Raw genomic sequence first — 13,226 nt, forward strand, 5'->3', positions numbered from 1 at the left:
CGGGGCATGGGCGTGGTGGTGCTGCGCGGGCTGATCGTGCTGGGTTTGCTGGGGTCGGCCTGGGTGCACCTCGACCTGTGGCTGCTTGGTTACCGCGACATCGAGACCATCGGCCCGTTGTTCCTGGTGAACGTGGTCGCCGGGGTGGTGATCGCGATCGGGGTGGCCTGCTGGCGGCACTGGCTGCCCGCGCTCGCCGCGGCCGGCTTCGGTGCGGTCACGCTCGGCGCCTTCCTGCTCTCGGTGACGGTGGGCCTGTTCGGCATGCAGGGGGTATGGACCGGCACCCCGCAGCTGCTGGCCGCGCTGGCGGAGGTGGTGTGCGTCCTCGGTGGCGGCAGCTGGCTGCTGGTAATGGCCAGGGAACGCGGCGCCCGGTGACCGGGGTCGAGGAGCAGCTGATGCGTGCGTTGCACGACGATCACGCTGCCGCGCTGTGGTCCTACGCCCTGCACCTCACCGGCGGTGACCGGGCGCGGGCCGAGGACGTGGTGCAGGAGACGCTGCTGCGGGCCTGGCGGCACCCGCGGGTGCTGGACCAGTCCCAGGGCTCGGCCCGGGCCTGGTTGTTCACCGTGGCCCGGCGCATCGCCATCGACGGCTGGCGCTCGGCGGCCGCGCGCTCGGAGGTGCCCACAGACGCCCCGCCCGAGCTCGCCGAACCGGACGGGACCGAGCGGGCCGTGCAGGGCTGGCTGGTCGCCGAGGCTCTCGGTGAGCTGTCTGCCCGGCACCGCGAGGTGCTGATGCTGTGCTACTTCCACGGCCTTTCGGTGGCCGACGCCGCGCTGCGCCTCGGCGTCGCCGAGGGGACGGTCAAGTCCCGCACGCACTACGCCCTGCGGGCACTGCGGCTGATCATGGAGGAGAAGGGGGTGACCCCGTGACCGGGCACGATCCGGCCGGCGCTGACCCGTTCCGCGAGTTCGACGCCGCCTACCTGCTTGGCGCCCTCTCCCCGGAGGACCGGTTCGCCTTCGAACAGCACCTGCGGGGCTGCGCCGACTGCGCCCGCTCGGTACGCGAACTGGCCGGTATGCCCGGCCTGCTCGCGCAGGCGCGCACCGAGCCGGTGCCTGCCGAGCCGCCGCCCGCGCACCTGCTGCCCGCGCTCACCGGCAGGGTGCGGCGGGCGCGCAGGCGCAGGCTGGCGGGCACGGTGGCCGCCGCGGTGGCAGGGGCCGCCGCGGCGGCCGCGGTCCTCGCCGCCCTGTTGCTGCCCGCTCCCGCGGCCGAACCGGCCGGGGTGGCCATGACCCCGGTCGCCCGGTACGCGGTGCCGGTGGAGGCCACGGCCCGGCTCACCGGCCTGGAGTGGGGCAGCAGGGTGGAGATGTCCTGCACCTACCGGGCAGGCGACGGCGGGGACTACACGCTGGTGGCGGTGCGGCGGGACGGCAGCCGCACCGAGCTGGCCAGCTGGCACGCTGTCGCCGAGGACACCGTGCGCATCTCGGTGGGCACCAAGCTGCGGGAGCCGGATATCGCGGCGCTGGAGATTCGTACCCCGGAGGGCAAGCCGTTGCTGCGGATGCGGCCGTAGCGAACGCACGTCCTCGGGGCCGCCCGGCACCCGGCAGGGCGTGAACGGACCGTTCATTCCTACCGCTCCTTGCCCTGGTTCGCTCGCCTGTTCGATGCTGATGGTGTGGAACTGGTGCTCACGCTCTTCCTCGCCGTGGCCGGAGCGGGCGCCGGCCTGACCGGCCGGTGGCTGCTCGGCAGGGCGCGGCCACCCGCGGCCGTGCCGGCGGCGAGCTGCGCGCTGGGCACGGCACTGCTCACCGCCGTGGTCGCCGCGCGGTGGTGGGGACAGGCCTGGCCGGGCTGGTGGCTACCGGTACCGCTGGTCCTCACCGGGTTCGGGGTTCCGCTCGCGCTGGCGGATCTCGCGCACCGGCGGTTGCCGAATGTGCTGACCCTGCCGCTGTACCCGGCCGTCGGGCTGGCGCTTGGCATCGCCGCCGTGGCCGCGCCCGGTACGGCACCGGTCACCGGGGCGTTGCTCGGCGCGCTGGTGTTCGGCGGGGCGCATCTGCTGGTGCATCTCGCCGCACCCGCGGCACTGGGGGCCGGGGACGTGAAACTCGCCGGCAGCCTCGGTGCCGTGCTGGGTGTGGGTGGCTGGGCGGTGCTGGTGCTGGCCGCCTGCCTTGCCGCGGTGGCGGCGGCGATGGCGACGGTCGTCGCGGCGGTCGTGGCCAGGCTGCGGCGGGCGGGTGCGCGGCGGCACGGCGTGCCGCATGGCCCCGGGCTGCTCGCGGCCACCTGGCTGGTCGCCGTGTTCCCGGGAACCGGATGGGAGGTGGCTTATGGGTAGTTGAGTCGCGCACTGGCGACTCGTGACAGGATCGTCCCTGTGTTGCGCTGGATGACCGCTGGTGAATCGCATGGCCCCGCTCTCGCGGCCATACTCGAGGGCATGGTGGCCGGGGTGGAAGTCACCACCGCCGACCTGGGCGAGCAGCTCGCACGGCGGCGGCTCGGCTTCGGCCGCAGTCCCCGGATGGGCTTCGAGACCGACCGCGTCGAGTTCGTGGGCGGGGTACGACACGGCCTTACCCAGGGTGGGCCGGTCGCGGTGCAGATCGAGAACGCCGAGTGGCCCAAGTGGGAAAAGGTCATGGCCGCCGATCCGGTGGATCCGGCCGAGCTCGATGGCCTGGCCCGCAACGAGCCGCTGACCCGGCCCCGGCCAGGGCACGCCGACCTGGCCGGTATGCAGAAGTACGGGTTCGACGAGGCACGCCCGGTGCTGGAGCGCGCCAGCGCCAGGGAGACCGCCTCGCGGACTGCGCTGGGCACGGTGGCACGGGCGTACCTGCGGCAGCTGCTGGGGGCCGAGGTGGTCAGCCACGTGGTGTCCATCGGCGGTGCGCAGGCCCCGGAGGGTCCGCTGCCGCGGCCCGAGGACCTGGCCGCGGTGGACGAGAGCCCGGTGCGGGCCTTCGGCGAGGCCGCGACCGAGGCCATGGTGGCCGAGGTGGACGCCGTGCGGAAGGCGGGCGACACCGTGGGCGGGGTGATCGAGGTGATCACCTACGGGCTGCCGCCGGGGCTGGGGTCCCCTGTGCACTGGGACCGCAGGCTGGACGCCCGGCTGGCCGGGGCGCTGATGGGCGTGCAGGCCATGAAGGGTGTCGAGGTCGGCGACGGCTTCACCACCGCACGCCGGTGGGGCAGCGGGGCGCACGACGAGATCGACCCCGGCTCCGGGGTCACCGGGGTGAGCAGGCGGTCGAACCGGGCTGGGGGCCTGGAGGGCGGCATCACCAACGGGGAACCGGTGCGGGTGCGGGTGGCGATGAAACCGATCTCCACCGTGCCCCGTGCGCTGTCCACAGTGGACGTCGCCACCGGTGAGCCCGCGGTCGCGATCCACCAGCGCTCGGACGTGTGCGCGGTGCCGAGGGCCGGGGTGGTACTGGAGTCCGTGGTGGCGCTGGTGCTCGCCGATGCGGCGCTGGAGAAGTTCGGCGGGGACTCGCTGGCGGAGAGCAAGCGCAACGCCGAGGCCTACCTGCGCGAGCTGGAGCAGCGATGGTGAGGCCGCGCGCGGTCCTGGTCGGGCCACCGGGCTCGGGCAAATCCACCGTGGGCAGGCTGCTGGCGCAGCGGCTCGGCACCGGCTTCCTGGACAGTGACGACGCGGTGGAGGCCCGCGCCGGCCGGACGATCTCGGAGATCTTCACCACCGACGGCGAACCGGCCTTCCGGGAACTGGAACGCGCGGCCATCGCCACCGCACTGGCCGAGCACGAGGGCGTCCTCGCCCTCGGCGGCGGCGCGGTGCTGGCCGAACAGACCCGGCGGCTGCTGGCCGCGCATACGGTGGTGTTCCTCGGCGTGGGCATGTCCGAGGGGGTGCGCCGCACCGGGATGTCCACCGCGCGACCGTTGCTGACCGGGGTGAACCCGCGGGCGACCTACAAGGCGCTGCTGGACGAGCGGCTGCCGATCTACCGTGAGGTCGCCACCCTGGAGATCGGCACCGACGACCGCACCCCAGGGGAGGTCGCCGAGGCCGTGCTGGAATCGCTCGGCGCGGCGGAACCATCGGCCGGGCCGGAGTGCCCGGACACCGCACAGACCTAGGAGTTGTTGACAACCATGACCGACCCGGTTCGCGTCCCGGTCAGGACGGAGCGGCCTTACGACGTCCTGATCGGCCGTGGCCTGCTCGGGGAACTGACCGAGGCGCTGCGGGATACCTCCAGCGTGGCCCTGATCCACCCGCCCACCCTCACCACCACGGCCGAGGCGATCCGCGCCGAACTGGCCGAGGCCGGGCTGGACGCGCACCGGGTGGAGATCCCGGACGCCGAGGAGGGCAAGGCGCTGTCCGTGGCCGGGTTCTGCTGGGAGGTCCTCGGCCGGATCGGGCTGGACCGGCGGGGTGCCGTGGTCGGCATCGGTGGCGGGGCGGTGACCGACCTGGCCGGGTTCGTGGCGGCCACCTGGATGCGCGGGGTGCGCCTGGTCAACGTGCCGACCACGTTGCTGGGCATGGTGGACGCCGCGGTCGGCGGGAAGACCGGCATCAACACCGAGGCAGGCAAGAACCTGGTCGGGGTCTTCCACGAGCCCTCCCTGGTGCTGGCCGACCTGGCCACCCTGGAAACCCTGCCGCCGAACGAGCTGGTCGCCGGTATGGCCGAGGTGGTCAAGGCCGGTTTCATCGCCGACCCAGGCATCCTGGAACTGATCGAGCGGGACCCGGCCGGGGCGCTGGACAGCGAGGGCGAGCTGCTCGGTGAGCTGGTCCGGCGCTCCATCCAGGTCAAGGCCGATGTGGTGGCCGCCGACCTGCGGGAATCCGGGATGCGCGAGTTCCTGAACTACGGGCACACCCTCGGGCACGCCATCGAGCGCCGGGAGCGCTACCGGTGGCGGCACGGTGCCGCGGTGAGCATCGGGCTGGTCTTCGCCGCCGAGCTGGCCCGGCTGGCGGGCAGGCTGGACGACGCCACCGCCGACCGGCACGGCACGGTGCTGCGGGCCCTCGGCCTGCCGACCCGCTACGACGCCGACGCGCTTCCGCAACTGCTGGAGGGAATGCGCGGGGACAAGAAGACCCGCTCCGGCACGCTGCGCTTCGTGGTGCTGGACGGGCTCGCCAAGCCCGGCAGGCTGGAGGGCCCTGATCCCTCCCTGCTGGCCGCGGCCTACTCCGCGATCGCCGCCGAGCCCGCAGGCAACGGGGGAGGGGTGCTGCTGTGACCGCCAGGAAGGTGCTGGTGCTGAACGGGCCGAACCTGGGGCGGCTCGGCACCAGGGAACCAGGGGTCTACGGCTCGACCACCTACCAGCAGCTGGCCCAACGGTGCACCGAGGCGGGCTCCCAGCTCGGCCTGGAGGTCGAGGTGCGGCAGACAGACCATGAGGGCGAGCTGGTCGGCTGGCTGCACGAGGCTGCCGACGCGGACCTGCCGGTGGTGCTGAACGCGGCGGCCTGGACCCACTACTCCATCGCGGTGCGGGACGCGGCGGCCCAGCTGGCCGCGCCGCTGATCGAGGTGCACATCTCCAACGTGCACAAGCGGGAGCCGTTCCGGCAGCACAGCGTGCTGTCCGAGATCGCAAGCGGGGTGATCGTCGGCCTCGGCGTGGACGGCTACCTGCTCGCCCTGCGCTGGCTCGCCGACAACCGGGGATGACCGGCCTTCCCGTGCTGTGCGGCAGCCGGGTCCGGCTGCGCGGCCTGCGGCGGGCCGACACCCGGGCGGTACTGCGGGTGTTCGCCGATCCGGAGACGAGCCGCTTCCTCGAGGCCGACCTCTCCGACCCGGTGCGGGCGCGGGAGATGGTCCGGCGGCGGCTGGACCACCAGGGGCCGGAGGGCACCGGGCACTGGGTGATCGAGTTCGACGGCACCGTGGTCGGCCTCGCGCATCTGCGCCCCTCCAGTGAACTGCCCACCGAGGGTGCCGAGATCGGCTGGTTCCTCGACCGCGCCCACGGCGGCAGGGGGCTGGCCACCGAGGCCACGGCCCTGCTGCTGGAGCACGGCCTTGGCACCCTCGGCCTGCCCGCCGTATGGGCCCTGGTGCACGAGGACAACCTGGCCAGCCGGAAGCTGGCCGAGCGGCTCGGCTTCCAGGACGTGGGCGGCGGCCGGCATTACGGCGGCCCGCACCGGGTCTACGTGGTCTCGGCCCGTCCCGCCACCGGGGTGCATCACATCGAGCTGTGGGTTCCCGACCTGGAACGCGCAAGGGCCTCCTTCGGCTGGCTGCTCGGCGCGCTGAGCTGGTGGGAGTACCAGCGGTGGAGCGCGGGCACGAGCTGGCGGTCCGGCGGCTGCTACCTGGTGGTGGAGCAGTCTCCGGCACTCTCGGCCGAGATCCACGACCGGTGCCGGCCAGGGCTGAACCACCTCGCCCTGCACGTGCCCTCCCAGCGGCGGCTGGACGAGCTCGTGGCGCAGGCGGCAGGGCACGGTTGGCGGCCCCTGTTCGCCGAGCGTTACCCGCATGCCGGCGGCCCCGACCACTACGCCGCGTACCTGGAGAACCAGGACGGCTACGAGGTCGAATTGGTCGCGACCGGTAACTGAATCCCGCCCCGCCCCACCCGTACGTGGTCATCAGGACGGGTGAGGTCACCCGTAGACTGGACGGCGGCCTCGGCGCTGTCGAGCGCGAGGGGGAGCGGATGGAGGTCCACGGTCGGCATGCCTACAGCCCGGTGTCGTACCAGCCGTCGTACCAGCGCGGTGGCCGCGGCCCTGCTCCTGGCCGCGGGGTTGCTCGCGGGCTGTACCACCGGCAACGCGCTGCCCCGGGCCGACGGCGGGGACCAGCCGATCGCGGGCGGGGCCGAGCGGCCGCCCCCGCCACGGGACGTTCCGCTCGAGGTGGACGACCTCCGGCAGAGCGACAGCGTGGTGGCCGCGGGCGCCGCCGACGCGGTCTACAACTACGGCCCCTCGGTGATGCTCGACGGCGGCCGGGTCCGGATGTGGTGGTGCAGCCAGTACGGCAGCGCCCCGCCGCCCGGCGACGACATCCTCTACGCCGAGGCGCCCGGCGCCAGCGGGCCGTTCACCGGGCCGGCAGGCGGCGCGCCGAAGGCAGTGCTGTCCGGCAGCCCCGGCGGGTTCGACGGGGTGCACACCTGTGACCCCTCGGTGCTGCGGGTCGGCGGCACCTACTACCTGTACTACACCGGGGCGGCGGGGGACCACGCGCTCGGTAACTCGATCGGCCTCGCGGTGAGCCACGACGGGATCAACTTCACCCGCGCCGCGCCGGGGCCGATCCTGCGGCCCGCGCACGACCAGCGCCGGGACAACATCTACGGCGCGGGCCAGCCGGCCGCCGTCCACCTGGACGGCTGGTTCTACCTGATGTTCACCGACACCACCGGCGCGGCCGCGGGCTGGAACGGCGCCGGGCAGTTCGTGCTGCGATCCAGGGACCCGGCCTTCGGCAGCGGCGTCGAGGCGCTGGGCGCCGAGGGCTTCACGCCGGTCGGCGACACCGAGAGCCCGCGCACCCGTTCCCTGGTCGACGCGTTCAGCGCCGACCTGATGTGGGTGGACGCGCTGTCCGCCTTCGCCATCGCGCACGAGACCGAGGCGGGCACCACGATCACCTTCTGGGACCGGGAGTTCACCGCCAACCCGTACCAGCCGGTGCTGATCCCCGGCCCGTGGAAGGAAGGGCCGGGCCTGGTGCGCAGGCCGGACGGCCACGCGCCGGCCTCGGTGACCGACCCCTGTGGCCGGGTGCCCTTCGACGTCGTGCGCGCCACCACGATCGGGGGCGCCGACGCCCCGACCAACCTGCGGCATTTCGGCCTGGATGTGCACGGGGTGCCGGCCTGCGCGGAACCGGAGCAGGCACTGGCCGTGCTGGAGGGCACCGCGATGCCCTCGCCGGTACGCACCATGGACCTGGTCACCGACGGCACCGTGGTCCGGGTGGACCGTCGCTCGGTGGCCACCGCGCTGGCCGACCGGGTGCTCGACCGCAGGCTGCCGCAGCTGGACGGGATCCCGGTCACCGCCCGGCTGCGCCCGGGAGCCGAGGCGGTGAACGCGCCGGAGTCCGGGATGGGGCTGGTACTGGACGACGGCAGGTTGTGGCCGATCCGTTCCCGGCAGGCCGCCGAGCTGAACGACTCCGCGGTGCGGCCGATCACCGACCGCGCGTGGGATGCCTACCCGGCGGGCTCGGCGCTGGAGAACTGACCGGAGTCCTCCTCCGAACGGCCCTGGCCGCCGATCCGCGTGCCCACGAACAGCCCCAGGCCCGCGGGTACCAGCACCAGCAGCGCGGTGAACGCGGCGCCGCCGGTGAGTGCGCTGCCCAGCGCGCTCAGCCCGGTCTGGTCCACCAGCAGGCTCTTGCCGATCACGGTGAACAGGCCGGCGACCGGGCCGGACACCAGCGCGGCGATGAACCAGACCCGGCCGCGGTCGTCCAGGCCCAGCCAGGCGTCGATGGCACTCCACAGTGCCGCGGCGCCGACCAGCAGGGCCAGCACCACGACGGTGAGCACCGTCAGGTCGGTCGGCTGGTACACCGTGACCTTGGCGAGCGCGACCGCGGCGGCGGCGTGCAGCACGGCCATACCGAGTCCGCGAACAATCCAGGACCGCATCCGCCCACTGTAACCGCGCCCCGGTCCCGCGCGGGACCATTCCCCCGGGCACTCACCCCGGCGACACTAAGCTGGCGGGGTGCCGGAAACTCACGCTCATCGCCGCGCCGCCCTGCGCGCCCTGCTGACCGAAGCCGACCTGAACGCCCTCCTGGTCACCGACCTGGTGAACATCCGTTACCTGACCGGGTTCACCGGATCCAACGCGGCGTTGCTGCTGCACGCCGAGGACGGCGCGGACGAGGCCGCGACGGTGTTCTGTACCGACGGGCGGTATGCCACCCAGGCCGAGGCCGAGGTTCCCGACCTCGAGCACGTGCTGCAGCGGTCCAGCGCGGCCGCCCTGGCCACCCGGGCCGGGGAACAGCCCGCGCGCTACCGGCGCACCGGGTTCGAAAGCCAGCACGTCAGCGTGGACTCCTTCGACACCCTGGCCGGCCTGGCCCAAGGGGTCGAGCTGACCCGCGCCCCCGGGCTCACCGAGCGGCTGCGGATGGTCAAGGACGAGCAGGAGGTGGCTTGGCTGCGCGAGGCCTGCGCCGTCGCCGACCGGGCGCTGGCGGACCTGGTCGCGGCTGGCGGGCTGCGGCCGGGCCGGACCGAGGCCGAGGTCGCACGGGACCTGGAGAACCGGATGCTGGACCACGGATCCGCCGGCACCGCCTTCCCCTCCATCGTGGCCGCCGGGGCCCATTCGGCCATCCCGCACCACCGGCCGACCGGAACCGCGCTGGCCGCGGGTGATCTCGTGAAACTGGACTTCGGGGCGGTGGTCCACGGCTACCACTCGGATATGACCAGAACCTTTGTGCTGGGCGAGCCCGCAGCCTGGCAGCGGGAGCTGTACGAGCTGGTGCGGGCGGCACAGGCCACCGGGTGCGCGGCCGCCCGGCCGGGCGCGGAGGTGTCCGAGGTGGACAAGACGGTCCGGGATGTGATCACCGAGGCGGGGCACGGCGAGGAGTTCGCGCACGGCCTCGGGCACGGCGTGGGACTGCAGGTGCACGAGGCGCCCAGCCTGGCGGCCACGGGCGCCGGTACACTATCCGCCGGTATGGCGGTCACCGTCGAGCCTGGCGTATATCTCGCTGGCCGCGGTGGCGTGCGCATCGAGGACACGCTCGTCGTGCGGGACGGTACTCCCGAGATCCTCACCCTGAGCACCAAAGAACTCGTGGTCGTCTAGACCGCGCCCGACAGCAGGAGAGCACACACCCGTGGCCACCACCAACGACCTGAAGAACGGCATGGTCCTCAACCTCGACGGCCAGCTGTGGTCCGTCGTGAACTTCCAGCACGTGAAGCCGGGCAAGGGCGGTGCCTTCGTGCGCACGACGCTGAAGAACGTCCTGTCCGGGAAGGTCGTGGACAAGACGTTCAACGCAGGCACCAAGGTTGACACCGCGAACGTGGACCGGCGGGAGATGACCTACCTGTACCAGGACGGCTCCGACTACATCTTCATGGACGGTGACACTTTCGACCAGATCACCGTTCCCGGCGAGACGGTCGGCGTCGCGGCCAAGTACATGCTGGAGAACTCCACCGCCACCGTCGCCACCCACGACGGTGTGCCGCTCTACGTGGAGCTGCCCGCCTCGGTGGAGCTGGTCATCGAGCACACCGACCCCGGCATCCAGGGGGACCGGTCCACCGGCGGGACCAAACCGGCCCAGCTGGAGACCGGGGCCGAGGTCCAGGTTCCGCTGTTCGTCACCACCGGCGAGAAGGTCAAGGTCGACACCCGAGACGGTCGGTATCTCGGCCGTGTGTCCGGCTGAGGCCCCGGTGAGTTCCGGGCGAACACCTGTCCGCGGTGGCGGCACCGGCAGGCGCGCCGCACGCAGGCGTGCCGTGGAGATCCTGTACGAGGCCGCGCAACGGTCCGCCGACGCGGTCACCCTGCTGTCCGAGCGGGTCGGCTGCACCGAGGTCGAGGTGGTCAGCGACTACACGATCACACTGGTCGAAGGCGTGACCGCGCGGCGGGAGCGGATCGACGAGCTGCTCGAGGAGCACGCGCAGGGCTGGACCCTGGACCGCATGCCGGTGGTGGACCTCGCAGTGCTGCGGGTCGGCGTGTACGAGCTGCTGTGGGCGGCCGACGTGCCGGATCCGGTGGCGATCGACGAGGCGGTCGGGATCGCCAAGGAGCTCTCCACCGACGACTCGCCGCGCTTCGTCAACGGCGTGCTCGGCCGGATCGGCAGCATCGCCGAGCGGTTGCGGGCCGTGCTGTAACCCGGGATTCGTCGGCGGCTTCCCCGCAGGACGAGAAGTCGCCGACGAATCCCCAGCAGCCGGCCCGGTGCGGCTCAGTCCTCCTTCGAAGGCCGGGCCTCCGGCGGGAGCACACCCCAGTCGATCAGTTGTTCGGTGAGTTCGCCCGGCGTCATGTCGTAGATGATCGCCAGCGAGCGCAGGTCCTCGGTGCGGATCGAGAGCACCTTGCCGTTGTAGTCGCCGCGCTGGCTCTGGATCGTCGCGGCATACCGGGCGAGCGGACCGACCTTCTCGGCGGGCAGTTGCTGGAGCCGCTCCAGGTTGATGACGATCTTGGTGGCCGGTTCGGCTCCGGACGGCACCCGTCCCTCGGGCAGCAACTCGACGACGGGCACCCCGTAGAAGTCGGCCAGCTCGGCCAGCTTCTGCACGGTCACCGCGCGATCACCACGTTCGTAGGAGCCGACGACGACCGCCTTCCAGCGCCCACCGGACTTCTGTTCGACTCCGTGCAGGGACAAGCCCTGCTGCTGGCGGATCCCGCGGAGCTTGGCCCCGAGCGCCTTGGCGTAATCGCCCATCTGGTGGTTCTCCGTTTCCTCGCCCCGTTCGATCGGACGGACCGAACGGGCACTCCTTGAGTCGAATACTCAGAGTAATGGTTACTCGTTGTCGTCACCAGGTCAAGCAGATCATTGTCTGAGGTGGTCCCCGGCACGTCCGCACCACCCGGAAGGCTGAGGCGGGTGCCCTGCTACTGTCAGTTCGATCCCCAGATCAACGGGGGGATCGACGTCCTTTAAGGACCCGTCCGGCGAGGCGGGGAAGGAGGTCCACCGTGGCGCCACGTCCACGTGGCGCGGCGGAATCGGCCGCTGAGCGGGAGCTGCTCTCGGCCGGAGACGTCGCGCGCACCATCGCTCGAATGGCCCATCAGGTCATCGAGAAGACGGCTTTGGGTGCAGCCCCCGCGGCTCCGCCCGTGTTACTCGGCATCCCGACCAGGGGAGCGCCGCTGGCCCACCGGCTCGCCGAGCGGGTCACCGAGTTCTCCGGGGTCGAGGTCCCTGCCGGTGCGATCGACGTCACGCTCTACCGGGACGACCTGCGGCGCAGGCCCACCCGGCCGCTCGAGCAGACCCAGCTGCCGGAGTCCGGGCTCGACGAGCGCGTGGTTGTGCTGGTGGATGACGTGCTCTACTCCGGACGGACCATCCGCGCCGCCCTGGACGCCCTGCGCGATCACGGCCGCCCGCGCGCGGTGCAGCTCGCCGTGCTGGTCGACCGTGGCCACCGGGAGCTGCCGATCCGCGCCGACTACGTGGGCAAGAACGTGCCCACCTCGCGCGCCGAGGACATCGCCGTACTCCTGTCCGAAGTGGATGGGCGGGACGCGGTGCTGCTGCGGACCAGCGAGAACGGCGCGGAGGAGGAACGGTGAAGCACCTGCTCGCCACGGATGGGCTGGCGGCCGAGCAGGCCACCGCGGTGCTGGACACCGCCGACGAGCTCAAACGGACCCTGCTCGGCCGCGAGGTGCGTAAGCTGCCCACGCTGCGCGGGCGGACCGTGATCACGATGTTCTACGAGAACTCCACCCGCACCAGGGTGTCCTTCGAGATCGCGGGCAAATGGATGAGCGCCGACGTGATCAATGTCTCGGCTGGCGCGTCCTCGGTCGGCAAGGGCGAGTCGCTGCGCGACACCGCGCTGACCCTGTCCGCGGCCGGTGCGGACTGCGTGATCATCCGGCACCCCGCCTCGGGCGCGGCCCACCGGCTGGCTGGCTGGCTGGCCGACACGCCCACGGGCGTGGTCAACGCGGGGACGGCACGCATGAGCACCCGACCCAGGCCCTGCTGGACGCCGCCACCCTGCGGGAGCGGCTCGGCGAGCTGGCCGGGCGCCGGATCGGCATCGTCGGCGACGTGCTGCACAGCCGGGTCGCCCGGTCGAACGTGCACCTGCTGGCCACGCTGGGCGCCGAGGTGGTGCTGATCGCCCCGCCGACCCTGCTGCCACCCGGCGTGGAGTCCCTTCCGGTCACCGTCACGCACCAGCTGGACGCCGAGCTGCCCGCGCTGGACGCGGTGATGATGCTGCGGGTGCAGGCCGAGCGCATGCACGGTGGGTTCTTCCCCTCGGCGCGGGAGTACTCCATCGCCTACGGGCTGAACGAGGCGCGGCTGCGGCTGCTGCCCGAGCATGCCGTGGTACTGCACCCCGGCCCGATGCTGCGCGGGATGGAGATCGCGCCCGCCGTGGCGGACGCGCCCCAGTCCGCGATCACCGAACAGGTCCGCAACGGCGTGCACGTCCGGATGGCCGTGCTGTACCACCTGCTGGCCGGAGAGGGAGAGGCCGCGTGAACGCCACTTTCGGGACGTCCAACATCG

Annotated in this window: 16 protein-coding genes and 1 pseudogene; 15 read left to right on the forward strand and 2 right to left on the reverse strand. The window is 72.6% G+C overall.

Annotation, left to right across the window (positions count from 1 at the left end):
- Nucleotides 1-6 precede the first annotated feature (6 nt).
- The 10 genes from KOI47_RS13890 (at nt 7) to KOI47_RS13935 (ending at nt 8,194) form a co-directional block, all read left to right on the forward strand.
- The gene (locus tag KOI47_RS13890) at nt 7-381 is read left to right on the forward strand and encodes a hypothetical protein (RefSeq protein WP_216216379.1); all 375 of its coding nucleotides are present in this window, start codon (nt 7-9) and stop codon (nt 379-381) included.
- Entirely contained in the window at nt 378-887 is a 510-nt protein-coding gene (locus KOI47_RS13895; RefSeq protein ID WP_269756704.1) for a sigma-70 family RNA polymerase sigma factor, read from the forward strand. The genes KOI47_RS13890 and KOI47_RS13895 overlap by 4 nt, the downstream gene beginning before the upstream one ends.
- On the forward strand, nt 884-1,543 hold the full coding sequence (locus KOI47_RS13900) for an anti-sigma factor family protein (RefSeq protein ID WP_216216381.1): 660 nt from the start codon (nt 884-886) through the stop codon (nt 1,541-1,543). The genes KOI47_RS13895 and KOI47_RS13900 overlap by 4 nt, the downstream gene beginning before the upstream one ends.
- Before the next feature lie 105 nt (nt 1,544-1,648).
- Nucleotides 1,649-2,320: a prepilin peptidase gene (locus KOI47_RS13905; protein ID WP_232376727.1), complete on the forward strand. Its 672-nt coding sequence runs from the start codon at nt 1,649-1,651 to the stop codon at nt 2,318-2,320.
- Nucleotides 2,321-2,359: 39 nt separating this feature from the next.
- The gene (gene aroC, locus KOI47_RS13910; RefSeq protein WP_216216382.1) at nt 2,360-3,547 is read left to right on the forward strand and encodes a chorismate synthase; all 1,188 of its coding nucleotides are present in this window, start codon (nt 2,360-2,362) and stop codon (nt 3,545-3,547) included.
- The gene (locus tag KOI47_RS13915; RefSeq protein WP_216217297.1) at nt 3,544-4,095 is read left to right on the forward strand and encodes a shikimate kinase; all 552 of its coding nucleotides are present in this window, start codon (nt 3,544-3,546) and stop codon (nt 4,093-4,095) included. Before aroC ends, KOI47_RS13915 begins: the two co-directional genes overlap by 4 nt.
- A gap of 15 nt (nt 4,096-4,110) precedes the next feature.
- Entirely contained in the window at nt 4,111-5,220 is a 1,110-nt protein-coding gene (gene aroB, locus KOI47_RS13920) for a 3-dehydroquinate synthase (RefSeq protein WP_216216383.1), read from the forward strand.
- The gene (aroQ, locus tag KOI47_RS13925) at nt 5,217-5,657 is read left to right on the forward strand and encodes a type II 3-dehydroquinate dehydratase (protein WP_216216384.1); all 441 of its coding nucleotides are present in this window, start codon (nt 5,217-5,219) and stop codon (nt 5,655-5,657) included. The genes aroB and aroQ overlap by 4 nt, the downstream gene beginning before the upstream one ends.
- Nucleotides 5,654-6,556, forward strand: coding sequence for a GNAT family N-acetyltransferase (locus tag KOI47_RS13930; RefSeq protein ID WP_216216385.1), 903 nt, complete (start codon nt 5,654-5,656; stop codon nt 6,554-6,556). The genes aroQ and KOI47_RS13930 overlap by 4 nt, the downstream gene beginning before the upstream one ends.
- A 117-nt stretch (nt 6,557-6,673) precedes the next feature.
- Nucleotides 6,674-8,194: a glycoside hydrolase family protein gene (locus KOI47_RS13935; RefSeq protein WP_216216386.1), complete on the forward strand. Its 1,521-nt coding sequence runs from the start codon at nt 6,674-6,676 to the stop codon at nt 8,192-8,194.
- Here KOI47_RS13935 and KOI47_RS13940 read toward each other — a convergent pair.
- A complete protein-coding gene (locus tag KOI47_RS13940; RefSeq protein WP_216216387.1) occupies nt 8,164-8,607 on the reverse strand; it encodes a B-4DMT family transporter in 444 nt (147 codons plus the stop codon). The two genes, KOI47_RS13935 and KOI47_RS13940, sit on opposite strands and share 31 nt — an antisense overlap.
- Nucleotides 8,608-8,686: 79 nt before the next feature.
- Here KOI47_RS13940 and KOI47_RS13945 point away from each other — a divergent pair, with 79 nt between their 5' ends.
- From KOI47_RS13945 to nusB, 3 genes are read left to right on the forward strand one after another with little or no spacing between them, the layout of a single operon-like run.
- Nucleotides 8,687-9,793, forward strand: a complete 1,107-nt coding sequence (locus KOI47_RS13945; RefSeq protein WP_216216388.1) for a M24 family metallopeptidase — start codon at nt 8,687-8,689, stop codon at nt 9,791-9,793.
- A gap of 31 nt (nt 9,794-9,824) precedes the next feature.
- Entirely contained in the window at nt 9,825-10,388 is a 564-nt protein-coding gene (gene efp / locus KOI47_RS13950; protein ID WP_216216389.1) for an elongation factor P, read from the forward strand.
- 7 nt (nt 10,389-10,395) lie between these two features.
- The gene (gene nusB, locus KOI47_RS13955) at nt 10,396-10,848 is read left to right on the forward strand and encodes a transcription antitermination factor NusB (RefSeq protein WP_216216390.1); all 453 of its coding nucleotides are present in this window, start codon (nt 10,396-10,398) and stop codon (nt 10,846-10,848) included.
- A 74-nt stretch (nt 10,849-10,922) separates the two neighbouring features.
- Here the strand turns inward: nusB and bldD are convergent, their stop codons facing one another.
- Nucleotides 10,923-11,411: a transcriptional regulator BldD gene (bldD, locus tag KOI47_RS13960; RefSeq protein ID WP_003096372.1), complete on the reverse strand. Its 489-nt coding sequence runs from the start codon at nt 11,409-11,411 to the stop codon at nt 10,923-10,925.
- Between the two features lie 257 nt (nt 11,412-11,668).
- Between bldD and pyrR the strand changes: the two genes are divergently transcribed.
- Both pyrR and KOI47_RS13970 read left to right on the forward strand, forming a co-directional pair.
- Nucleotides 11,669-12,271 (forward strand): bifunctional pyr operon transcriptional regulator/uracil phosphoribosyltransferase PyrR, encoded by a 603-nt coding sequence (pyrR, locus tag KOI47_RS13965; protein WP_216216391.1) that lies wholly within the window; start codon nt 11,669-11,671, stop codon nt 12,269-12,271.
- Nucleotides 12,268-13,199: pseudogene (locus tag KOI47_RS13970) on the forward strand (aspartate carbamoyltransferase catalytic subunit). The gene pyrR and the pseudogene KOI47_RS13970 overlap by 4 nt, the downstream one beginning before the upstream one ends.
- Nucleotides 13,200-13,226: the final 27 nt, after the last annotated feature.

Source organism: Amycolatopsis aidingensis, from assembly GCF_018885265.1.
GTDB lineage: Bacteria > Actinomycetota > Actinomycetes > Mycobacteriales > Pseudonocardiaceae > Amycolatopsis > Amycolatopsis aidingensis.

Bases quoted from the DNA above. Each gene is read 5' to 3' on its own strand.
- bldD (WP_003096372.1), bottom strand. From the start codon at position 11,411: ATGGGCGATTACGCCAAGGCGCTCGGGGCCAAGCTCCGCGGGATCCGC.
- aroB (WP_216216383.1), top strand. From the start codon at position 4,111: ATGACCGACCCGGTTCGCGTCCCGGTCAGGACGGAGCGGCCTTACGAC.
- KOI47_RS13930 (WP_216216385.1), top strand. From the start codon at position 5,654: ATGACCGGCCTTCCCGTGCTGTGCGGCAGCCGGGTCCGGCTGCGCGGC.
- KOI47_RS13890 (WP_216216379.1), top strand. From the start codon at position 7: ATGGGCGTGGTGGTGCTGCGCGGGCTGATCGTGCTGGGTTTGCTGGGG.
- KOI47_RS13940 (WP_216216387.1), bottom strand. From the start codon at position 8,607: ATGCGGTCCTGGATTGTTCGCGGACTCGGTATGGCCGTGCTGCACGCC.
- KOI47_RS13935 (WP_216216386.1), top strand. From the start codon at position 6,674: ATGCCTACAGCCCGGTGTCGTACCAGCCGTCGTACCAGCGCGGTGGCC.